This window comes from Streptomyces antioxidans (assembly GCF_000968685.2).
GTDB lineage: Bacteria > Actinomycetota > Actinomycetes > Streptomycetales > Streptomycetaceae > Streptomyces > Streptomyces antioxidans.
On record NZ_LAKD02000024.1, the window covers coordinates 23,813 to 45,050 of the forward strand.

A 21,238-nucleotide genomic window follows, 5' to 3' on the forward strand; every position below is an offset into this window, starting at 1 on the left:
CTCAGCCGGTGGTGAGGGTGAGCCCGTAGGCGGTCAGGATCGGGTTCACCGGCTGGAAGTACGTCGTGCCGCCGGTGGTGCAGTTGCCGGAGCCGCCGGAGGTGACGCCCTGTGCCTCGCTGCCCGAGATGAACGAGCCGCCGGAGTCGCCCGGTTCGGCGCAGACGTTGGTGCGGGTGACCCCACGGACCGTGCCCTGCGGGTACTGCACGCTGGTGTCGTGCTGCTGGATGGTGCCGCAGTGCCAGCCGGTCGTCGAGCCGGAGCGGCAGACGGACGAGCCAACCGGCGCTTCCTGGGAGCCGGTGACGGTGACATTGGTGCCCTCGGGGCCGATCACCCAGGGCTGCGGGGTCCAGTCGGCGTTGGTGGCCACCCATGCGTAGTCATTGCCGGGGAAGCTGGAGCCCTGGAAGGTGCCCTGCGCCACCCGGTTGAAGCCGGCGGTGGTGTCGCCCTTGCTGCCGCAGTGACCTGCGGTGACGAAGCCGTTCTGGTCGGCCTTGGCCACGGTGAAGCCGATCGAGCAGCGGGCCGTGTCGTTGATGTAGAACGCCTCGCCGCCGCGCAGGTCGTACAGCGGGCCCGGCCGCTCGGCCGACTTCACGACCCGTACCACCTCGGGGTCCGCGCCGCTCGCTTCGACGAAGGCCGCCGCCTCGGTGGGCTGGGCCGACTGCACCACGACGCTGTTGGTCTTGACGTCCACGTACCAGGCGGAGACGACATCGGCGGCCGGGGAGCGCTCGGAGGCGGTGCGGTCCAGCGCCTGCTTGGCGTCGACCAGGGCCTTGAGGCTGTGCTTGACGACGGCGGCCTTGGCGCCGCCCGCCGTGATGGTGCCGCTCTGCTCCTCATCGGTGGTGGCCACGGTGAGTTCGGCGGTGTTGCCGGACACCCACGCGCCGCCGTAGGAGCCGCCCAGGCTCTTGCGCAGACCGGGTTCGGCCTCACCGGCCCGGTACTCGTTGGATATCCGCATCCGCGCCTCATCGGCCGTCAGGCCCAGATCGCGCTGCATCGAGGCCAGCATCTCGGGGGGCACCTCCCTCCGGGGGCGGGGGGAGGGTTCACCGGGGTCGGCCACCGCGGGTATGCCGCTCCCCAGGAAGAGGGCGGCTATCGCGACGGTACAACCGGCGGCCAGCTCAAGGCCGTGACGGCGTCTGCGGGACATCTTCGGTCTCCTCGGCTAGGGATGTGGTCACGCTGTGTGCCCATCTGGGCGCCAAGCGTAATTGCCGGGGACGTGCCGCGCTCGGTGGGCCGCCCATGGGTCTCGGTGGGCTGCCCATGGGTCCGCCCCGCCGCGGGGACGCGACGGGGCGGGATGGTTGCGGAGCCGGTGGCGCGGTCGGGCTCAGCCGTTGAAGGTCTCCGGGTCGAAGCCCAGACGGTTGCCGGTGTCGAGGGAGTCGATCGCCGCCAGGTCCTCCGAGTCCAGCTGGAAGTCGAAGACGTCGATGTTCTCCTTGATCCGCGATGGGGTCACGGACTTGGGGATCACCACGTTGCCCAGGTCCAGATGCCAGCGCAGCACCACCTGGGCCGGGGTCTTCCCGTGCTTCCCGGCGATCGCCGCCAGCTTCGGGTCCTCCAGCAGGCCCTTGCCCTGGCCCAGCGGGGACCACGCCTCGGTGGCGATGTCATGGCGGGCGTTGAAGGCGCGCAGCTCCGCCTGCGGCAGCTGCGGGTGCAGCTCGATCTGGTCGATCACCGGGACGACCGAGGTCTCGGAGAGCAGCCGCTGGGTGTGGGCGGCGTGGAAGTTGGACAGGCCGATGGCCTTGGCGCGGCCCTCGGAGTGGATCTTCTCGAACGCCTTCCAGGTCTCCACGTACTTGTCGACCCCGGGCAGCGGCCAATGGATCAGGTACAGGTCCACATACTCCAGGCCCAGCTTGGTCAGCGAGGTGTCGAAGGCGCGCAGGGTCGAGTCGTACCCCTGGTCGGCGTTCTGGAGCTTGGTGGTGACGAACAGCTCCTCGCGCGGGACGCCCGACGCGGCGAGCGCCTTCCCCGTACCCTCCTCGTTCCCGTATATCGCGGCCGTGTCGATGCTGCGGTACCCGGCGTCCAGTGCGTTGCGCACCGCGACCTGCGCCTCGTCGTCCGGGATCTGCCAGACACCGAAGCCGAGCTGCGGCATCCGTACGCCGTTGTTGAGCGTGATTGAGGGGACCTTGCTCACGAGCAGTCGATCCTAACGTCGGATGTGGATGGGGTGCTTCCCATTACTACAACGGTCAACGGCCCGCCGTCATTCCCGTTCACCAGGGTCGCCCGCGCAGGATGACCACCCCGTCCCGCCCGAGGCGCTCCGCCGCCCGCCGCGCCGCCCGCTCCAGCGTGGGCGCCTCGGCCAGCAGACCGTAGAGCCCGCCCGCGAAGGCCGCCGACGCCGCGCCGTCCAGCCGCCCCCGGTGGGCGACGACCACCTCGGCCGCCCCGGCGAACAGCCCGGCCAGCGGTGCGCCGTCGGGACAGCCGAGCACCACACCGGGCAGTGGGGTGCCGGTCAGCCGGCGGTAGACGGCCAGCAGCCCGGCCAGGCGCTCGGCCGCTGTGTGATGCGCCCGCCCGTCGCCGTCCTCGAAGACCAGCCCGCGCCCCTCACGGCGGCAGACCAGATGCAGCACATCCGGGCGTACGGTGAGGACCCGCCGCAGATCGGCGGCGGCCTCGGCGGGGCACCGGTCCACCGTCAGGGTGCCACGGGCCGCCCGCTGGACCGCGGCTAACTCCTGGCCGCCCGGAGTGGCGCCGGTCACCAGCACCCGCCGGATCACCCGCCCGCCCGGCCGCGCCCGTAAGGCGGTGCGGAACACCTCGTTGTGCGGATAGGAGACACAGGCGGCGGCCAGGACGCGCAGCCTGCCGTCCGCCACCCGGCCCGCGGCGACCGCCCCGGCCACCGCGGACCAGAACTCCCCGGCCGTCGTGGCCGCCGCCGGTACGTGCTCGGCGGGGAAGCCCGCTCTGCGCAGCAGCGCCACGGCGGACGGGCCGGGCGGGAAGACCCGGGCCAACTCCCCGAGCTCCCCGGCCGTCAGCGCCGGATGCCCGTCCCCGTCCTGGCCGTCCACCGTGTTCCGCCGCTCCTCGCCCGTGTTCGTACCGCTCTGTGCCCTCCCGCTGGCGTCCCTACTGCAGCGCGGCCAGGTGCAGCGGTTCCTCGAGCTCCTCCCGGAAGCGGTGCAGGGTGTGCCCCTCGCGCACCGTGGCGCCCACCGCGACCGCCGCCCGGCTCACCGCCCCGCGCGGCGCCCGCACCACCATGGCCAGCCGGTACGTCCCGCCGATGCGCGCCCCGGAGGTGTGCCGGATCTCCCAGCCCGGATCGGAGCGCAGCTCCCGCCGCGCCTCCAGACAGACCCGCTCGCCGTACGCCGTGCCGGCGCCGTCCTGGAACCCGAGCCGCGGGCCGAGGTGGGCCGCGGGCGCCGGTGCCGTCACCCCGGCGGTGAGCTGGTGCGGGGTCATGGACCAGGCCACCGGCTGGAAGGCCGCGGTGCCCCGCCGCACCGGTTCCGCCGTGAGGCTGAGATCGAGATTGACCGAGTGCAGGGCGGGGTCCGGCGCGTCCCGGGCGCAGGTCACCGACAGATGCAGCAGGTGATAGACGGCGTTGTCCGCCTCGGTGCGGAGGAAGTCCAGCAGCTCGGGATCGGGCCCGACGAGGTCGGCCGTGACCGGTGCGGCCACCGGCCCGCCCAGGACGACCCGCCCGGCCAGCCTCGGGCCGCTGGGCTGGGGTGCCTCCTCGGACAGCAGGGCCAGCTCACGTTCGGGAAGTTCGGGGAGAATGACATCGATCATTTCGTGCCCCCTTCGCGGCTCAGGTGGTGTACAGCGCCTCGACCTCGACGGCGTACGCCTGTTCGATGGCCTTACGCTTCAGTTTCAGCGAAGGCGTCAGGAGACCATGCTCCTCGGAGAACTGCGCGGCAAGTATCCGGAACGTACGAATCGACTCCGCCTGCGAAACGGTGGTGTTCGCCGCGACCACCGCCCGCCGGATCTCGGTCTCCAGATCGGGGTCCCGGACCAGCTCGCCCGGCGGCAGCTCCGGCTTGCCGCGCATCGTCAGCCAGTGCGCGACCGCCTCCGGGTCCAGGGTGACCAGCGCCGCGACATACGGGCGGTCATTGCCCACCACGATGCACTGGGCCACCAGCGGGTGCCCCCGCACCCGCTCCTCCAGGCCCACCGGGGAGACGGTCTTGCCCCCGGAGGTCACCAGGATCTCCTTCTTCCGCCCGGTGATGGTCAGATAGCCCTCGTCGTCCAGCGTGCCCAGGTCGCCGGTGGCCAGCCAGCCGTCGCGCAGCACCGCGTCGGTCGACTTGGGGTCGCCGAGGTAGCCGTCGAAGACCTGGCCGCCGCGCAGCCACACCTCCCCGTCGTCCGCGATGTGCACCGTGGTGCCGGGGATCGGCACGCCGACCGTGCCGAAGCGGGTCTGCTCGGGAGGGTTGGCGGTGACGGCGGCGGTGGACTCGGTGAGGCCGTAGCCCTCGTAGATGACGACGCCCGCACCCGCGAAGAACAGGCCGAGCCGCCGCTCCATGCCCGAACCGCCCGACATCGCGTGCCGCACCCGGCCGCCCATCGCGGCGCGCACCTTGCCGTAGACCGCCTTCTCGAAGAACTGGTGCTGCACCCGCAGCGCCGCGCCCGGACCCGGCCCGGTGCCGAACGCCTTGGCCTCCTGCGCCTCCGCGTACCGCACCGCCACGTCCACGGCCTTCTCGAAGACCCCCAGCTTGCCCTCCACCTCGGCCTTGCGGCGCGCCGCCGCGTACACCTTCTCGAAGATGTACGGCACCGCGAGGATGAAGGTCGGCTGGAACGTCTTCAGATCGGGCAGCAGCGCGGCGGCCGAGAGCCTGGGCTGGTGGCCGAGCTTGACCTTGCCGCGGATGGCGGCGACCTCCACCATCCGGCCGAAGACATGGGCGAGCGGGAGGAAGAGCAGGGTGGCGGCCTCATCGCCGCGCTTGGAGTGGAAGGCCTCCTCGTACCGCTCGACGATGTTGTCGCACTCCGCTATCAGATTGGCGTGGGTGATCACACAGCCCTTGGGGCGGCCGGTGGTCCCCGAGGTGTAGATGATGGTCGCGGGCTGCTCGGGCGTCACGGCCTGCCGGTGCCGTTCCACCAGGTCGTCCTCGACGGACTCGCCGGCCGCCAGCAGCTCTTCCAGCGCCCCGGCGTCCAGTTGCCACAGCTGTCTCAGCTGCGGCAGCCGGTTGACCACCGAGCCGACCGTCATCGCGTGGTCCTCATGCTCCACGACACAGGCGGAGACCCCCGCGTCATGCAGCATCCAGCAGACCTGCTCGGCGGAGGAGGTGGGGTACAGCGGCACGCTCTGGGCGCCGATGGTCCACAGGGCGAAGTCGAAGAGCGTCCACTCATAGCGGGTGGGGCACATGATGGCGACGCGGTCGCCGAATCGGACGCCACGGGCAAGCAGGCCCTTGGCGAGCGCCGTCACCTCGTCCCGGAACTGGCCCGCGGTCACGTTCTGCCAGCCGCCGTCCGCCGTTTTGCGCGCCAGGGCAACCCGGAGCGGGTCGGAGTCCGCATGGTCGAAGACGGCGTCCGCCAGTCCTCCGGCCTGAGGCGGCGTCGCCAACGGGGGGACGGTGAACTCGCGCAATACCTGCTCCTTGAAGCCGCTGGGCACAGCGCCGCGACCGTACCCGATCGGACACCCAATGCGGGAGAGGTGTTTTGTGCCCGGAACGCACGGATTGCCGGGCGGACAGTGAGGTGAAAGGGTATCAATCAGGCGCCGACGAGGGCGGATTGCGTGGAGTCTGGTCCTATGCGCCGCGTGTGTGGCTCATATGTAACGGTCTTCTGCACGAAATCTCTCCGATCGTGGCACAGGCCCCGCCAGGATCGCGGCGGCGAGTCGCTCCGCCGCCAGGTGTGAGGCGCCCTCCTGCCGACGCCTTCCGTACAGCAGCACGAAATCCACCGGGCCGAGGTCGGGCAGCCCCGCCCGTTCGGGGACCGGCGCCAGGCCCGGCGGAACCAGGCCCTGGGTGTGGGCCATCACCCCGAGTCCGGCACGGGCCGCGGCGACCAGGCCGTTGAGGCTGCCGCTGGTGCATACGATCCGCCATGACCTGCCGTGCCGCTCCAGCACATCCAGTGCGCGGGCCCGGGTGAGGCCCGGTGGCGGGAAGACGATCAGGGGGAGCGGACGGTCCGGATCCAGCCGCAGCCGCTCGGCGCCGATCCACACCAGCCGGTCCCGCCACACCAGCTGGCCGCCCGGCCGGTCCTCGGACCGCTTGGCCAGCACCAGATCCAGCTTGCCCGCCTCCAGCCGCTCGTGCAGGGTGCCCGACAGCTCGACGCTGAGCTCCAGATCCACCTCGGGGTGGTCGCGGCGGAACCCCTCCAGGATCTCCGGCAGCCGGGTCACCACGAAGTCCTCCGAGGCGCCGAACCGCAATCGGCCGCGCAGCCGGGTGCCCCGGAACCAGCTCGCCGCCCGCTCGTTCGCCTCCAGGATCGAGCGGGCGAACCCCAGCATCGCCTCGCCGTCCTCGGTCAGCTCCACCCCGTGGGTGTCGCGGGCCAACAGCTGCCGCCCCACGGCCGCCTCCAGCTTGCGCACCTGCTGGCTCACGGTGGACTGGCGCACCCCGAGGCGGTCGGCGGCCTGGGTGAAGCTGAGGGTCTGGGACACCGCGAGAAACGTCCGGAGCTGGGCGGGGTCGTACATGGCGACCACTGTACGCCGGGCCATCACGGACGGCGATGACAGTCAGAGCGGTATGCGGGATTCCCGATGGCCTAGATCGGGAGCACTATGGAACGGGCCCCGTCCGTGTCCGACGCCAGGCGAGAACGAACGAGAAACCAGGCCAGAAAGAGCGAGAAAGAGAACGAATGCCGCACCGCCCGCACCTGCGCAAGATCGCCCTTCCCGCCCTTCCCTCCTGGCTTCCCCTGGACGGCTTCATCCTCGGACTCATCGGCACCGTGGCGCTCGCCGTGCTGCTCCCGGTCAGCGGCCGGGCCGCCACCGTCACCGACGGGGCCACCACGGTCGCGGTCGCCTTCCTCTTCTTCCTCTACGGCGCCCGGCTCTCCACCCGGGAGGCGCTGGACGGAGTGCGCCACTGGCGGCTCCATCTGACCGTGCTGGTGTGCACGTTCGTCATCTTCCCGGGCCTCGGGCTGGCCGCGCGCGGCCTGGTGCCGTATGTGCTGACCCACCCCCTCTACACCGGGCTGCTCTTCCTGTGCCTGGTGCCCTCCACGGTCCAGTCCTCCATCGCCTTCACCTCGATCGCCCGGGGCAATGTGGCCGCCGCGATCTGCGCGGGCTCCTTCTCCAGCCTGCTCGGCGTGGTGGTCACCCCGGTGCTGGTCGCGCTGTTGCTGGGCGGCGGCGGAGGGGGCTTCTCGGCCGACTCGATGATCAAGATCGGGCTTCAGCTGCTGGCCCCCTTCCTCGCCGGTCAGCTGCTGCGCCGCTGGATCGGCGGCTTCATCTCACGCCACCGGGTGGTGCTGCGGCTGGTCGACCGGGGCTCGGTGCTGCTCGTGGTCTACGCGGCGTTCAGCGAGGGCATGGTCCGTGGGATCTGGCACCAGGTGACCCCGGCGCGGCTGGCGATCCTGCTCGGTGTCGAGGCGGTCCTGCTCACGGTGATGCTCACGCTCACCTCGTACGGCTCGCGGAAGCTGGGCTTCGTCCGCGAGGACCGGATCACGATCGTGTTCGCGGGGTCGAAGAAGAGCCTGGCCGCCGGGCTGCCGATGGCGAGTGTGCTCTTCGGCGCCCAGGCGAGCCTGGCGGTGCTGCCGCTGATGCTCTTCCACCAGCTGCAGCTGATGGTCTGCGCGGTGCTGGCCCGCCGCTTCGCGGCGCGGGCGCCGGAAGCGGCGGAGACGGGAGCCGGACACCGGCCCGAGGGCCGGGCGCTTGCGGATGGCACGGGCTCCGCGGGCGGCGCGGGCGATGCCGATGTCGTGCTGAGCCGCGTCTGACGTCAGCTTCCGGCGGCCCGGCTTCCGGCGGCCTGGTTTTCGGCGGCCTGGCCTACCGCGGTCTCGCCGTCGGCGGTCTGGTCGTCGGCGGGCGGCAGTGGCTTGCGGGCGATGAGGGACGCCTGCGGGGTCGGTTCCCAGCGCTCCGGTTCCCGTACGGTCCGGGCGCGGACCGGCAGTCCGGCCGCGGCCAGCAGCTCGGCGATCCGGCCCGGCTGCCACCGGCGGAAGGTCAGCGACACCTGATGGCCGAACGCCTCCGTGTAGGCCTTTGGCTCATCGCCCACCTGAAAGCCCACCAGCGCGTATCCACCGGGCTTCAACACCCGGTGGAACTCGGCGAACACATCCGGCAGCCGCTCCTGCGGAATGTGGATCGTCGAGTACCACGCCACCACGGCGGCGAGGGTGCCGTCCGGGATGTCCAGGGCCAGCATCGACCCCTCCTCGAACCGCAGCCCTGGGTGCTCCCGCCGGGCCAGCTCCACCATCCGCGGCGACAGGTCGATCCCGTACACGGACAGCCCCAGACCGTTCAGATGCGCGGTCACCCGGCCCGGTCCGCTGCCCACATCGGCCACCGGTCCGCCCCCGGCGTTCCGCACCAGCTCGGCGAACCCGGCGAACACCGCCCGTTCCAGGGGCTGGGCCGCCAGTTCATCGCGGAAGCGCTCGTCGTAGTCGATGGCCATGGCGTCGTAGGACGCCCGCGTGGAGTGCAAGAAGTCGGCTTCGGTCACGGCCGCCTACCCTACGGGTCCCCTTCCCGCGGCATCGGTATGGGGCTCCGCCGCGTGACAGGGGCGGGCAGGGGGAAGACCCGCCGGACATCCCTAACCGTGGGATGACCGCACATGGTCGAGGGGGAGGCGGACGAGGGCGCCGGAGCGGGGGCCGTCGAGTGGGGCGTTGAACTCGCGGACACGGCGCAGTTCGGTGTCGGACAGGGCGCGGGCGTACAGGCGGAACTCATCGAGATCGCCCGTCATGCGGGAGCGGTTGTCCACGGCCTGGCCGAGGTGGAGTCCGAAGGGCGCGCCGCGGCTCACGGTGCCCGGGGCGTCGGGGGCGGTGACCGCGGTGCCGCCGTCCACGGTGAGGGAGAGCCGTCCGCCGCCGCGGACCAGGGCGAGGTGGTGCCACTGCCCGTCGTTGTACGCGGCGTTGGTGGACACCGAGGCGCTGGTGAAGGTGGCGAAGCCGTTGACCGTGGTCATCAGCGCCCGGATCCGGTTGCTCTCGGGCTCACCCCGCAGCCAGACCTGCGGCTGCTTCTCGCCGATGCCGCCCATCCACAGGAACGGATGCTGCCCGGAGGCGGCCGAGTAGCGGAACCACAGGCTCACGGTGAAGTCGCGGGTGCCCAGCGGCAGGACGTTACGGTACGGGACCCGTACCGCGTCGTCCGTGCCGTCGAAGGACAGCGCGTCGCCGAACCGGCCGTCGTCACGGCCCGCCGCACCGCCGAGCACGGTCGCCGACCGGGCGCCGGGCGCGCGGTCGTCGGTGGTGGGGGAGGGCGGCTGACGGGAGCCCAGCCACGCCTCGGTGAAGCGGGCGAAGCGGATCTCGTCGCGGGCGTCCACCGCACCGCCCTCGTACAGCAGCCCCACCGTGTCACGGGAGATCGCGGCCATGTCGGAGTAGCCGGACCAGTCGGTGGTGATGACCTTGCCGCGGTCCACACCGTCCCAGGTGCGGGCCTCGTCCCAGGAGGAGCGGACCATCATGGTACGGCGGCGGTCGGGGTCGGCGGGGGCGGAGAAGAGCAGCCTGCTGTAGCCGTCGCGGGCCGGGTCGCGCAGCCGCAGGACCGAGCCCTGCACCTGGGGGGTGGGCAGATCGGGGATGGCGCGGAAGGGCGCGGTGAAGCTCTGGCCGCCGTCCCGGCTGATGGCGTAGTCGCGGTGGCCGAGATCGGTGCCGTCCTGCTCCCGGGCGTTGACGTAGATCGAGCCGTCGGCTCGCTCCACCAGCGTCATCTCGGACGGCTTCTGGCGGAAGGTGCCGTCCGCCGCGATCGGGTAGCTGTCCACCGCGCCGATGCGCCAGCGGTTGCCGCCGTCGTCGCTGTAGGCGAGCGCGGCGTGGTTGTCGGTGACGCGGCCGCCGCTGAAGCTCTCGGCGTTGAGGGTGAAGACCAGGCGGCCCTTGTGGCGTCCGCGCTGGAGCTGGATGCCGTGGACGGGTCCGGTGGCGTACCAGGAGTTCCACTGGTCGGGCATCAGCGAGGAGGTCAGATCGCGCGGCGCGGACCAGGTGGCGCCGTTGTCATCGCTGTACTGCAGGTGCGGGGAGCGGTCACAGGGGACGTCACAGCCCTGGGCGTCATCGCGGCCGGTGTTGTAGGTGCTGGCGAGCACGATGCGGCCGGTGCGCTGGTCCACGATGGGCGCGGGGTTGCCGTGGGTGTCACCGCCGCCGTCATTGACCACCTGGAGCGGGCCCCAGGTGCGGCCGCCGTCGGTGGAGCGCTTGAGGACCAGGTCGATGTCCCCGGCGTCACCGCAGTTGTCCACCCGGCCCTCGGCGAAGGCGAGCAGGGTGCCGTCCTTGGCCTTGACGACCGCCGGGATCCGGAAGCAGGAGTAGCCCTGCTCCTGGGCGGACTTGAAGAGGACCTGTTGCTCGAAGCCGGAGTCGGCGCGGGCCGCGGACGCGGAGGAATCCGTGTCCGCGGCCCGAACCGGAAGCGGGGTAAGGGCCAGCGCCGCGGCGGTGAGGAGCACGGCGGCGCGGCGCCGCCACGGTCTGGTACGGGGGCGGGGTGGTCTGGTGCGGGGATGTGTGCGGAGAACTGACGCCATGGTCACGGCCTGCCCTTCAGACTGCCTCGTTGAGGCACCGGCATCTGGATGTGTCGGGACCGTCGGACATCACGCCATGAGGCACCATGCCGTCAGGACATCAAGACATCCCATGTCTCACACATAACTGCGGCTGAAAGTGTCTCCTCCGGTGGTCCCCCTGGACAAGGATCGTGCGTCATATCCTCGTGCGGCCGGGCCAGTTGAGGTGGGGACGCGGCGCGAGGGGACGGTGCCCGCCCCCGGGTGAGGCCCCGCCTCGGTCAGCTCAGGGCGCTCTGACCCGCGGTGATGACCCGGTCCAACAGCGAGCGGGACAGCTCGAGATCCTCGATGGCCGAGGTCATCCGGTCCCGCTCGGCGCGCAGTTCGCCCAGCAGGTCCGGGCAGGTGGGCACAAGGTGCTCACCGTCGTCACGGAGACAGGGCAGGACCTGGGAGATGGTCGCCGTCGACAGCCCGGCGGCCAGCAGCGCGCGGATGCGCCGCACCACCGCCACATCGGACGCCCGGTAGGTGCGATAGCCGCTGGGCAGCCGCTCGGGCCGGAGCAGGCCCTGCTGTTCGTAGTAGCGCAGCAGCCGTTCGCTCACCCCGGTGCGGCGGGACAGCTCGCCGATCCGCATGGTCCCCTCCTCGCGACCGCAACCCACCGAACCCTCCAACGGCTGTCAGAGTTTACGGGCTGCGGGCTTCGGCCGGGTGCTCCGGGTGCTCGGGGCCGGCCAGGCTGGGCCGACGGGCTGCCGGGCCGGAGGGCCCGGTGGGGACCGGCCGACGCAGGGGGCGCTCCCCGTCGGCCGGCCCGCCAACCCGTGCAGCGGGCGGACCGCTCCTCAGGCCCCGCCAACCGCTGTCCGCAGGGCGAGCCGCTGCTCGCCCGCGTACACGTTCATCGAGGTGCCGCGGAGGAAGCCGACCAGGGTCAGCCCCGTCTCCGCCGCCAGGTCCACCGCCAGCGAGGAGGGCGCCGACACCGCCGCCAGGACCGGGATCCCCGCCATCACGGCCTTCTGCGCCAGCTCGAAGGAGGCGCGCCCGGAGACCATCAGCACCGACCCCGAGAGCGGCAGCAGGCCCTGCTGGAGCGCCCGCCCCACCAGCTTGTCCACCGCGTTGTGCCGCCCCACGTCCTCCCGCAGGTCCAGCAGCTCACCGTCCGGGGTGAACAGCGCCGCCGCGTGCAGACCGCCGGTCCGGTCGAAGACGCGCTGCGCCGCGCGGAGCCGGTCCGGGAGCGCGGAGAGCGTCCCCGGCTCGATCCGGACGGCGGGGCCCCCGGCGTCCCCGGGGCCGTCCGCCAGCGGCCAGCGGGCCGTCGTCCGCACCGCGTCCAGGCTGGCCTTGCCGCACAGACCGCAGGACGAGGTGGTGTAGACATTGCGCTCGAGGGTGATGTCAGGGACCGGCACGCCCGGGGCCAGGGTCACATCCACCACGTTGTAGGTGTTGGAACCGTCCTGGGTGGCGCCCGCGCAGTAGACGATGTTCGCCAGCTCGTCCGCGCGCCCGAGGACGCCCTCGCTCACCAGGAACCCGGCGGCGAGGGCGAAGTCGTCGCCCGGAGTGCGCATGGTGATCGCCAGTGGCTTGCCGTTCAGCCGGATCTCCAGCGGCTCCTCCGCCACGAGGGTGTCCGGCCGGGTGCTGACCGCCCCGTCCCGGATGCGGATGACGCGGCGTCGCTCGGTGACCCGTCCCATGTCGATCAGTCCCGGTTCTGTGCGTGGTTCTGTACGTGCTGGTAGCCGAAGCGGCCCTTGATGCACAGGTTCCCGTGGGTCACGGGATTGTCGTGCGGCGAGGTGACCTTCACGATCTCATTGTCCTGCACATGGAGGGTGAGATTGCAGCCCACACCACAGTAGGCGCACACCGTGGTGGTCTCCGTCTGCGCCGTCTCGTCCCACGTCCCCGCCTCCCGCATGTCGAACTCCGTCTTGAAGCTCAGCGCGCCGGTCGGACACACCTCGATGCAGTTGCCGCAGTAGACGCACGCGGAGTCGGTGAGGGGCGCGTCGTGCTCGGTGGAGATCCGGGCGTCGAAGCCGCGGCCCGCGACCGCGATCGCGAAGGTGTTCTGCCACTGCTCGCCACAGGCGTCCACGCACTTGTAGCAGAGGATGCACTTGTCGTAGTCGCGGACGTACAGGTCGTTGTCGACCTTGGGCTCCTCGGCCACCCGGGCGGCGTCCGCGCCGAAGCGGTCCGGCTCGGCCCCGTACTCCTCGATCCACTCGGCGGCACGCGGGGTCGTGGACAGATCGGTCGAGGAGGCCAGCAGCTCCAGGACGACCTTACGGCTGTGCCGGGCCCGCTCGGTGTCCGTGCGCACCTCCATGCCCTGCTCCACCCGTCGGGAGCAGGCGGGGGCGAGGGTGCGGGCGCCCTCGACCTCCACCACACACACCCGGCAGGCGTTCTTCGGGGTGAGGGTGTCGCCCTGGCACAGGGTCGGGACGTCCTTGCCCGCGGCGCGGCACGCGTCCAGCAGGGTGCTGCCCTCCGGGGCGCGGACCGGCTCGCCGTCCAGCGTGAGGTCGACCAGTCGGCGCGGGGGTCGCAGCGGTATCGCGGTCACTTGAAGGCTCCCAGGCGGTCGATGGCGGACTCCACGGCGTTCCAGGCGGTCTGGCCCAGACCGCAGATCGAGGCGTCCCGCATGGCCCGGCCGACCTCGCGCAGCAGCGCGATGTCCCCGGCCGCGGCGGCGCCCGTACGGTCCTTGAGCCGGTGCAGCGCCTCCTCCTGCCGTACGGTGCCCACCCGGCAGGGGACGCACTGGCCGCAGGACTCGTCGCGGAAGAACTCCGCGATGCGCAGCAGGACGCGCGGCAGCTCGACGCTCTCGTCCAGCACCAGCACCACCCCCGAGCCGAGCGTGGTGCCCGCGGCGCGCGTGCCCTCGAAGGTCAGCGGCACATCCAGCTCGTCGGGGCGCACGAAGCCGCCCGCCGCGCCGCCGAGCAGCACCGCGCGCAGGGTCTCGGGCGGCCCCGCGAGCTCCAGCAGCTCCCGCAGCGTCGCCCCGAACGGCAGCTCGTAGACGCCGGGCCTGGCGACCGTGCCGGAGACGCAGAACAGCTTGGTGCCGGTGGAGGTGTCGGTGCCGGTACGCGCATACGCCTGGGCGCCGTCGATCAGGATCGGCAACACATTGACCAGGGTCTCCACGTTGTTGACCGCGGTCGGCTTGCCGAACAGCCCCTTCTCGACCGGGAAGGGCGGCTTGCTGCGCGGTTCCCCGCGCCGCCCCTCGATCGAGTTGAAGATCGCTGTCTCCTCGCCGCAGATGTACGCGCCCGCGCCGCGCCGGATCTCGATGTCGAACGCGAACCCCTGGCCCATGACGTCCTCACCGAGGAGGCCACGGGCCCGGGCCCGGTCGATGGCGGTGCGCAGCCGGTGCAGCGCCCGGGGGTACTCGCCGCGCAGATACAGATACCCGCGGTGGGCCCCGGTGGCGTAGCCCGCGACCGTCATGGCCTCGATGAGCGCGTAGGGATCGCCCTCCATCAGGACCCGGTCCTTGAAGGTGCCCGGTTCGCTCTCATCGGCGTTGCAGACCAGGTAGTGCGGGTGGTCGGGCTGCTGGGCGGTGGCCGACCACTTCCGCCCGGTCGGGAACGCGGCCCCGCCCCGCCCGACCAGACCGGCCTCGGTCACCTCCCGGATCACCCCGGCGGGCCCGAGCGCGAACGCCCGCCGCAGCGCCGCGTATCCGCCGTGGGCGCGGTAGTCGTCCAGCGACCCCGGGTCCACCACCCCGACCCGGCGCAGCAGCACCAGGCCCTCGGCGCCGGTCTGGGGGACCGCGGCCACCGCGGGCGGCTCGGCCGCCGCCTCGTGCGGCGCCGACGCCGCGTCGGCCACCGCCCCGGCGGTGGCGGGGGCGACCACCGCGGTCTGCGGGGTCTCGCCCGCGCGGATCGCCAGGGCCGCCGGGGCGCGCTCGCACAGGCCCAGGCACGGGCTGGGCTGCCAGACGGCCCCGGACCCGGCCGAGCCCGCGGGGCCCACGGCCCGTTCGAGCTGCGCGCACACCTCGGCGGAGCCCCGGGCCGCGCACGCCAGATCCGTACAGACGTGGACGACGGTCGCCGGACGGGGTTTCACCGCGAACATCGCGTAGAAGGTCGCCACCCCGTAGCCCTCCGCCGGGGGGACCGTCAGCCGGCGGCAGAGATAGTCCAGGCCGCCCTCGCTGATCCAGCCCACCCGGTCGTTGAGGGCGTGCAGCCCGGGCAACAGCAGATCGCGCCGCTCCCGTGCCTCCCGGCCGCCACGCGCCCAGCGCAGATCCGCGTCCGTACGGTCGTCCGCGCCCTCCCAGGCGGACCCGGGCGGGCCGAGCAGCGCGTCGACCGCCGTCCGCTCCTCGTCCGTGGGCTTGCTGTCACCGAACCGCAGATCCACGATCAGCTCCTTACGGCGGTCACGGGAATCTTCTCGACCCTTATGGCCGACGCCTTGAACTCCGCCGTCCCCGCGATGGGGCAGTTCGCCTCGATCGTCAGGGAGTTGGTGTCCACCTCGTCGGGGAAGTGCATGGTCATGAAGGCGAGCCCCGGCCGCAGCCCGGGGTCGATCCACACCGGCGCCACCACCGAACCGCGCCGCGAGGTGACCCGCACCCGCTCCTCGGCCTCCACCCGGTAGCGGGCCGCGTCCTCCGGGCACAGCTCGATGTACTCGCCGCGCCGCAGCGGAGAGGCGAAACCGCCGCTCTGCACCCCGGTGTTGTACGAGTCCAGGCGCCGCCCCGTGGTGAGCCGGATCGGGAAGGCGTCATCGGTCAGATCGACCGGCGGATCGTGCTTCACCGGCCCGAAGGGGGCGAGCGGGCCGCGCTGCGCGGGATCGCTCTCCCAGAGGCGGCCGTGCAGATAGGTGGGCTCGAGACGGTCGGTGCTGGGGCAGGGCCACTGGATGCCCTGGTGCTCCTCCAGCCGCTCGTAGGTCATGCCGAAGTGGTCCGGGGAGACGTCGCGCAGCTCGTTCCAGACCTCCTCCGCGCCCTCGAACTTCCAGTCGTGGCCCAGCCGCCGCGCCAGCTCGCAGATGATGTCGATGTCCTCGCGCGCCTCGCCCGGCGGCTCCACGGCCTTGCGCACCCGCTGGACGCGCCGCTCGCTGTTGGTGGTGGTGCCCTCCGTCTCGCACCAGCCGGCGGTCGCCGGGAGCACCACATCGGCCAGCTCGGCGGTCTTGGTGAGGAAGATGTCCTGCACCACCAGGTGCTCCAGCGACTCCAGCCGCCGGACGGCCTGTTCGGTGTCGGCCTCGGACTGGGCCGGGTTCTCGCCGACGCAGTAGACGGCGCGCAGTGCGCCCGCCTCCATGGCCTCGAACATCTCGGTGAGGTTCAGCCCGTAGCGCGGCTGGATGACCACGTCCCAGGCGCGCTCGAACTTGGAGCGGACGGGCGGGTCCAGGATGTCCTGGAAGCCGGGCAGCCGGTTGGGGATGGCGCCCATGTCGCCGCCGCCCTGCACGTTGTTCTGGCCGCGCAGCGGCTGGAGTCCGCTGCCGTACCGGCCGACGTGGCCGGTCAGCAGGGAGAGGTTGATCAGCGCCCGGACGTTGTCGGTGCCGTTGTGGTGTTCGGTGATACCGAGCGTCCAGCACAGCTGGGCGCGCTCGGCGGTGGCGTAGGCGTGCGCGAGGTCGCGGATGGCGTCCGCGGGGACGCCGGTGACCTTCTCGGCGACGCCCAGCGTCCAGGGCTCCACATGGGCCGCGTACTCCTCGAAGCCGGTGGTCGCGCGCTCGATGAAGGCCCGGTTGGCGAGTCCCGCGTGGATGATCTCGCGGCCCACGGCGTGGGCGAGCGGGATGTCGGTGCCCACGTTGAGCCCCAGCCAGCTCTCGGCCCATTCGGCGGTCGAGGTGCGGCGCGGATCGACGGCGTACATCCGGGCGCCGTTGCGGATGCCCTTGAGGACGTGGTGGAAGAAGATCGGGTGCGCGAAGCGGGCGTTGGAGCCCCACATCACGATGAGGTCGGTGTCCTCGACCTCCCCGTACGACGAGGTGCCGCCGCCGGAGCCGAAGACGGCGGACAGCCCGGCCACGCTGGGCGCGTGGCAGGTGCGGTTGCAGGAGTCGACGTTGTTGGTGCCGATCACCACCCGGGTGAACTTCTGGGCCACGTAGTTCATCTCGTTGGTGGCGCGGGCGCAGGAGAACATGCCGAACGCGTCGGGCCCGTGGGCCGCCGTCACGGCCCGGAACCCGGCGGCGGCCCGGCTGAGCGCCTCGTCCCAGGAGGCACGGCGGAGCTCTCCGCTCACCGAGTCCCGCACCAGGGGGTGGGTGAGCCGCGGGTAGTGCTTCTGCTGTCGGTTGCGCTGGCGGTTACGGGCCACGACGGGCTCCTTACGGCGGTCACGCCGTCATGCGGCGTCCGGAAGGCCGGCGCCGGTGCTGGTCGCCGAGAGCAGATCGGCGAGGGCGTGCACGGCGCGCAGGGTGGGCACGGGGGTGCCGGTGAGACCGGCGAGTTCGACGACGGCGGCGAGCAGTACGTCGAGTTCGAGTGGCTTGCCCTTCTCCAGGTCCTGGAGGGTCGAGGTCTTGTGGTCGCCGACGCGCTCGGCCCCGGCCAGCCGCCGCTCGATGGAGATGGCGGGGCGGCAGCCGACGGCGGCGGCGACGGCGAGCGTCTCCCGCATCATCGCCTCGACCAGCGCGCGGGTGTCGGAGTGGCGGCAGATCTGGCCCATGGTGGCGCGGGCGAGCGCGCTGATCGGGTTGAAGGAGATGTTGCCGAGCAGCTTGATCCAGATGTCCTCGCGCAGATCGCGCTCGACGGGGCATTTGAGCCCGCCCGCGGACATCGCCTCGCTGAACTCGAGGCAGCGCCGGGAGACGCTGCCGTCGGGCTCGCCGATGGAGAAGCGGGTGCCCTCCAAGTGGCGTACGACGCCGGGCGCTTCGATCTCGGTGGCCACGTAGACGACACAGCCGATCGCGCGTCTTCGGGGGAGCGTGGCCGAGACCGCGCCGCCCGGGTCGATGGATTCGATCCGGTGGCCCGCCAACGGGCCGTCGAGCCCGTGGAAATACCACCAGGGGATTCCGTTCTGGGCCGCGATGACGGCCGTACGGTCATGGAGCAGGGGGTGTACGAGCGGCCCGCACGCCGCGTACGAGGTGGCCTTCAGGCCCAGGAAGACGTAATCGACGGGGCCGATGTCGGCCGGATCGTCGGTGGCGGCCGGGTGCGCGGTGAAGCCCAGGTCCGGACGGGGGCTGCGCACCACCACGCCGCCCGCCCGCAGCGCCGCCAGATGCGGGCCACGGGCGAGCAGATGGACCTCGGCGCCCGCGCGGTGCAGCGCGGCTCCTACGAAGGCGCCGATCGCACCGGCGCCGACTACTGCGACTTTCATGGTGGGACTCTCCGTTCGGTTGAGGGGACCGAGCGTGTGAGTGTCGTCGACTGAATATTGAATACAGTATACCCGAGAAGGGGGTCAAGGAGTCGGACGACGACACCTCAACCCCCGGTGGAGCGGGCTCAGTCGGTGAAGAGCTGGGTGGCCTTCTGGATGAGTTCGTAGACCCCGTACCCGAAGGGCAGCACCACCCAGGCCCAGACGGCCACGGTCAGCGCGGTGCGGTTGCTGGTGGGCTCGGTCATCGGTCCCCTCCCTTCTCGGCGGGTGCCGTCTCGGACCCGGCCGCCGCGGTGGCCGGTTCGTGGAAGCGCGCGTGGACCGGCCGTATCAGCTCGTTGGCGATGAAGCCGACGACCAGCAGCGCGATCATGATGGTGAGCGAGAGCGAGTACAGACCGGGACCGGTCTTCCCCGCCTCCTCCTGGTGGTCGGCCACCTTGTTGACGATGTACGGGCCGAGCACCCCGGCCACCGACCACGCGGTGAGCAGCCGCCCGTGGATCGCACCCACCTCATAGGTGCCGAACAGGTCCTTCAGATACGCCGGAACGGTCGCGAAGCCGCCGCCGTAGAAGGAGAGGATCACCAGGGCGCACACCACGAACAGCGGCTTGGAGGAGTCTCCGAGCTGTGAGATGGCCAGATACATCAGCGCGCCCACGCCCAGGTAGACCCGGTACATGTTCTTGCGCCCGATGAGGTCGGAGGTGGACGACCACAGCAGCCGCCCGGCCATGTTGGCCGCCGACAGCAGGGCGACGAAACCGGCCGCCGCGGCGGCGGACACGGGGGCGTCGGTGTCCTTGAAGTAGTCGCCGATCATGGGTGCGGCCTTCTCCAGGATGCCGATGCCCGCCGTCACGTTCATGCACAGCACCACCCACAGGAACCAGAACTGCGGGGTGCGGATGGCGTTGCGCGCGGAGACGTCGGCCGCGCTGATCATGTGCCCCTGCTCCCGCGGCGGTTCCCAGCCCGCGGGCCGCCAGCCCTCGGGCGGTACGCGCACCAGCAGTACGCCGAGGGACATGAACACCGCGTAGGTCACGCCGTGCACCAGGAAGGTGGCGGCGATGCCGCCGCTGTCGGTGCCGAAGTGCTCCAGCAGCTTGCTGGACCAGGGCGAGGCGATCAGCGCCCCGCCGCCGAAGCCCATGATGGCGATGCCGGTGGCCATGCCGGGCCGGTCGGGGAACCACTTCATCAGCGTGGAGACGGGGGAGATGTAGCCGATGCCGAGGCCGATCCCGCCGATGAAGCCGTAGCCGAGGACCACCAGCCAGTACTGGCTGGTGGCGGCGCCTAGCGCGGCGACGAGGAAGCCGGAGGAGAAGCAGACGAGGGAGACGAACATCGCCCAGCGCGGGCCGTTGCGCTCCACGAGCGTGCCGCCGAAGGCGGCGGACAGGCCGAGCATCACGATGCCCAGCTGGAAGGGGAGCGCGCTGGCCGTGCCCGAGAGGTCGAGCGAGGACTCCAGGGGCGGCTTGAACACGCTCCACGCGTAGGCCTGGCCGATGGAGAGGTGGACGGCCAGGGCGGCGGGCGGCACCAGCCACCGGCTCCAGCCCGGTGGGGCCAGGGTGCGTGAGCGGCTGAGCGGGCCGGGGCGATCATTGGTGAGCATGTGCCCGGACTTTAAGGATTCAACGAGTCAATGACTAGACGGTGAGGCACCTTGGATGTGTCGGCGGTGTGGAAGGATTGGGTAAACTGTAGACAATAACCAATTCACGGATCAGGTGAATTCGGACATCCGGTGCGTGCGGGTGTCCGGTGAACGGCGAGCCAGAGGGGGCGCGATGCTGTCCAGGGGACTGCCGCAGGGCGCGGTGCCGAAGCTGGAGCGGCCCGGGCCGCTCCGCGAGCGGGTCTACGAGGCACTGCTCGAACTCATCACCACCCGCGCCCTCCGCCCCGGCCAGCACCTCGTGGAGAGCGAGCTCGCGGGCCACCTCGGAGTCTCCCGCCAGCCGGTGCGCGAGGCCCTTCAGCGGCTCAACACCGAGGGCTGGGTCGATCTGCGGCCCGCCCAGGGCGCGTTTGTCCACGAGCCCACCGAGGAGGAGGCGGATCAGCTCCTTACGGTGCGCACGCTCCTCGAGGCCGAGGCCGCCCGGCTGGCCGCCGCGGGGGCCGACGAGAGCGGCGTCACGGCCCTGGAGGACCTGTGCGCGAAGGGCGAGCGCGCGGTCCTGGACGACGATGTGGACGGCGCGGTCGCGGCCAACGCCGAATTCCACGCCAAGGTGATGGAGCTCGCCGGAAACGCGGTGCTGTCCGAGCTGGCCGCCCAGGTGGACCGCAGGGTCCGCTGGTACTACACCCCGGTCGCCCGCCAGCGCGGCAAGCAGTCCTGGATCGAGCACCGCGAGCTGATCGCGGCCATCACCGCGGGTGACGAACACGGCGCCACGGCGGTCATGCGCGCCCACACCGAACACACCCGCCGCACCTACCACGACCGCGAGCGTCCCTGACCCCGTCCGCGGATGTGCCGGTCCGCCGGTGCGCTGGTCTGGCTGTGGCGGCGCGGACCTCGGGCGACTCACATGCGCTCGACCGCGTCCTTGGCCTCCTTCAGGCCGGCGTCGGTGAGCTGCCGGTAGACCTTGATGGCCTCGATCTTCTTGCCCTCCCGCACCAGGGCCGCCACCCGCTCCAGGCCGGGCTCCGCCACCTGGATGTCCAGATGGTCGAGGATCAGATCCAGCTTGCGCTCGATGCGGTCCGCCCGGCGCTGGAGCTTCTGGATCCGCGACTCCAGCAGCGGATACTGCAGGATGAGGGCCACGATCAGGATGTACACCGCTATGTCCATGAGCGGTGATCGTAGTGGCCGAACCCTTTCGCTGAGCAGGGGCTCCTGAGCGGGCGCCCTCATGCGCTGTCGCGAAAGCGGCGTGGCTTTGTCCTGAGACAGGAGAAAGTCATGGCCAATTGCGGCGCAAGTTCTTCCCACCCCCGACAACCGCTGCTACGTTCCCCGTGAAAGCCAGGCCATGTGGA

At 71.6% G+C, this 21,238-nt stretch carries 19 protein-coding genes; 2 read left to right on the plus strand and 17 right to left on the minus strand.

What is annotated here, in order from left to right:
* Position 1: 1 nt before the first annotated feature.
* The 6 genes from VT50_RS09725 to VT50_RS09750 form a co-directional block, all read right to left on the minus strand.
* Entirely contained in the window at positions 2–1,177 is a 1,176-nt protein-coding gene (locus tag VT50_RS09725; protein ID WP_046086719.1) for a S1 family peptidase, read from the minus strand.
* A 183-nt stretch (positions 1,178–1,360) separates the two neighbouring features.
* Complete coding sequence (locus VT50_RS09730; RefSeq protein WP_046086718.1) at positions 1,361–2,191, minus strand: aldo/keto reductase; 831 nt, start codon at positions 2,189–2,191, stop codon at positions 1,361–1,363.
* A gap of 79 nt (positions 2,192–2,270) precedes the next feature.
* Positions 2,271–3,086: an effector-associated domain EAD1-containing protein gene (locus VT50_RS09735; protein ID WP_046086717.1), complete on the minus strand. Its 816-nt coding sequence runs from the start codon at positions 3,084–3,086 to the stop codon at positions 2,271–2,273.
* 58 nt (positions 3,087–3,144) lie between these two features.
* Positions 3,145–3,819: a hypothetical protein gene (locus tag VT50_RS09740; RefSeq protein WP_046086716.1), complete on the minus strand. Its 675-nt coding sequence runs from the start codon at positions 3,817–3,819 to the stop codon at positions 3,145–3,147.
* Positions 3,820–3,838: 19 nt separating this feature from the next.
* Positions 3,839–5,665 carry an AMP-dependent synthetase/ligase gene (locus VT50_RS09745; protein ID WP_107424764.1) on the minus strand — a complete coding sequence of 609 codons (1,827 nt, stop codon included), beginning with the start codon at positions 5,663–5,665 and terminating at the stop codon, positions 3,839–3,841.
* A 186-nt stretch (positions 5,666–5,851) separates the two neighbouring features.
* Positions 5,852–6,745 carry a LysR substrate-binding domain-containing protein gene (locus VT50_RS09750; protein WP_046086715.1) on the minus strand — a complete coding sequence of 298 codons (894 nt, stop codon included), beginning with the start codon at positions 6,743–6,745 and terminating at the stop codon, positions 5,852–5,854.
* Positions 6,746–6,912: 167 nt separating this feature from the next.
* On the opposite strand from VT50_RS09750, the gene VT50_RS09755 reads away from it, so the two are divergent.
* Complete coding sequence (locus VT50_RS09755; protein ID WP_046086714.1) at positions 6,913–8,019, plus strand: bile acid:sodium symporter family protein; 1,107 nt, start codon at positions 6,913–6,915, stop codon at positions 8,017–8,019.
* 2 nt (positions 8,020–8,021) lie between these two features.
* Here the strand turns inward: VT50_RS09755 and VT50_RS09760 are convergent, their stop codons facing one another.
* The 10 genes from VT50_RS09760 to VT50_RS09800 all read right to left on the minus strand — a co-directional run bounded on the left by VT50_RS09760 (position 8,022) and on the right by VT50_RS09800 (position 19,856).
* On the minus strand, positions 8,022–8,759 hold the full coding sequence (locus VT50_RS09760; protein WP_046086713.1) for a class I SAM-dependent DNA methyltransferase: 738 nt from the start codon (positions 8,757–8,759) through the stop codon (positions 8,022–8,024).
* A gap of 93 nt (positions 8,760–8,852) precedes the next feature.
* Complete coding sequence (locus tag VT50_RS09765; RefSeq protein WP_420822182.1) at positions 8,853–10,826, minus strand: exo-alpha-sialidase; 1,974 nt, start codon at positions 10,824–10,826, stop codon at positions 8,853–8,855.
* 263 nt (positions 10,827–11,089) lie between these two features.
* Positions 11,090–11,452 (minus strand): MerR family transcriptional regulator, encoded by a 363-nt coding sequence (locus VT50_RS09770; RefSeq protein WP_046086711.1) that lies wholly within the window; start codon positions 11,450–11,452, stop codon positions 11,090–11,092.
* A gap of 210 nt (positions 11,453–11,662) precedes the next feature.
* Positions 11,663–12,529 (minus strand): formate dehydrogenase accessory sulfurtransferase FdhD, encoded by an 867-nt coding sequence (gene fdhD, locus VT50_RS09775; protein WP_046086710.1) that lies wholly within the window; start codon positions 12,527–12,529, stop codon positions 11,663–11,665.
* A gap of 5 nt (positions 12,530–12,534) precedes the next feature.
* Positions 12,535–13,407 (minus strand): 2Fe-2S iron-sulfur cluster-binding protein, encoded by an 873-nt coding sequence (locus tag VT50_RS09780; protein ID WP_046086709.1) that lies wholly within the window; start codon positions 13,405–13,407, stop codon positions 12,535–12,537.
* Positions 13,404–15,242 (minus strand): NADH-ubiquinone oxidoreductase-F iron-sulfur binding region domain-containing protein, encoded by a 1,839-nt coding sequence (locus tag VT50_RS09785; protein WP_046086708.1) that lies wholly within the window; start codon positions 15,240–15,242, stop codon positions 13,404–13,406. Before VT50_RS09785 ends, VT50_RS09780 begins: the two co-directional genes overlap by 4 nt.
* Before the next feature lie 2 nt (positions 15,243–15,244).
* A complete protein-coding gene (locus tag VT50_RS09790) occupies positions 15,245–17,194 on the minus strand; it encodes a molybdopterin oxidoreductase family protein (RefSeq protein WP_046086707.1) in 1,950 nt (649 codons plus the stop codon).
* A gap of 27 nt (positions 17,195–17,221) precedes the next feature.
* Positions 17,222–18,220, minus strand: a complete 999-nt coding sequence (locus VT50_RS09795) for a 2-dehydropantoate 2-reductase (RefSeq protein ID WP_046086706.1) — start codon at positions 18,218–18,220, stop codon at positions 17,222–17,224.
* A gap of 128 nt (positions 18,221–18,348) precedes the next feature.
* Positions 18,349–18,471 carry an MFS transporter small subunit gene (locus tag VT50_RS40955; protein ID WP_276207301.1) on the minus strand — a complete coding sequence of 41 codons (123 nt, stop codon included), beginning with the start codon at positions 18,469–18,471 and terminating at the stop codon, positions 18,349–18,351.
* Complete coding sequence (locus VT50_RS09800) at positions 18,468–19,856, minus strand: L-lactate MFS transporter (protein WP_046086705.1); 1,389 nt, start codon at positions 19,854–19,856, stop codon at positions 18,468–18,470. Before VT50_RS09800 ends, VT50_RS40955 begins: the two co-directional genes overlap by 4 nt.
* A 175-nt stretch (positions 19,857–20,031) precedes the next feature.
* On the opposite strand from VT50_RS09800, the gene VT50_RS09805 reads away from it, so the two are divergent.
* On the plus strand, positions 20,032–20,709 hold the full coding sequence (locus VT50_RS09805) for a GntR family transcriptional regulator (RefSeq protein ID WP_046086704.1): 678 nt from the start codon (positions 20,032–20,034) through the stop codon (positions 20,707–20,709).
* A gap of 68 nt (positions 20,710–20,777) precedes the next feature.
* On the opposite strand, the gene VT50_RS09810 is transcribed toward VT50_RS09805, so the two are convergent.
* Positions 20,778–21,050 carry a ribosomal protein L7/L12 gene (locus VT50_RS09810; RefSeq protein WP_046086703.1) on the minus strand — a complete coding sequence of 91 codons (273 nt, stop codon included), beginning with the start codon at positions 21,048–21,050 and terminating at the stop codon, positions 20,778–20,780.
* Positions 21,051–21,238 lie beyond the last annotated feature (188 nt).

Excerpts from the sequence above, each read along its gene's own strand:
- fdhD (WP_046086710.1), bottom strand. The coding sequence starts at position 12,529 with ATGGGACGGGTCACCGAGCGACGCCGCGTCATCCGCATCCGGGACGGG.
- VT50_RS09725 (WP_046086719.1), bottom strand. The coding sequence starts at position 1,177 with ATGTCCCGCAGACGCCGTCACGGCCTTGAGCTGGCCGCCGGTTGTACC.
- VT50_RS09770 (WP_046086711.1), bottom strand. The coding sequence starts at position 11,452 with ATGCGGATCGGCGAGCTGTCCCGCCGCACCGGGGTGAGCGAACGGCTG.
- VT50_RS40955 (WP_276207301.1), bottom strand. The coding sequence starts at position 18,471 with ATGACCGAGCCCACCAGCAACCGCACCGCGCTGACCGTGGCCGTCTGG.
- VT50_RS09765 (WP_420822182.1), bottom strand. The coding sequence starts at position 10,826 with ATGGCGTCAGTTCTCCGCACACATCCCCGCACCAGACCACCCCGCCCC.
- VT50_RS09740 (WP_046086716.1), bottom strand. The coding sequence starts at position 3,819 with ATGATCGATGTCATTCTCCCCGAACTTCCCGAACGTGAGCTGGCCCTG.
- VT50_RS09800 (WP_046086705.1), bottom strand. The coding sequence starts at position 19,856 with ATGCTCACCAATGATCGCCCCGGCCCGCTCAGCCGCTCACGCACCCTG.
- VT50_RS09810 (WP_046086703.1), bottom strand. The coding sequence starts at position 21,050 with ATGGACATAGCGGTGTACATCCTGATCGTGGCCCTCATCCTGCAGTAT.
- VT50_RS09755 (WP_046086714.1), top strand. The coding sequence starts at position 6,913 with ATGCCGCACCGCCCGCACCTGCGCAAGATCGCCCTTCCCGCCCTTCCC.
- VT50_RS09805 (WP_046086704.1), top strand. The coding sequence starts at position 20,032 with ATGCTGTCCAGGGGACTGCCGCAGGGCGCGGTGCCGAAGCTGGAGCGG.
- VT50_RS09795 (WP_046086706.1), bottom strand. The coding sequence starts at position 18,220 with ATGAAAGTCGCAGTAGTCGGCGCCGGTGCGATCGGCGCCTTCGTAGGA.
- VT50_RS09750 (WP_046086715.1), bottom strand. The coding sequence starts at position 6,745 with ATGTACGACCCCGCCCAGCTCCGGACGTTTCTCGCGGTGTCCCAGACC.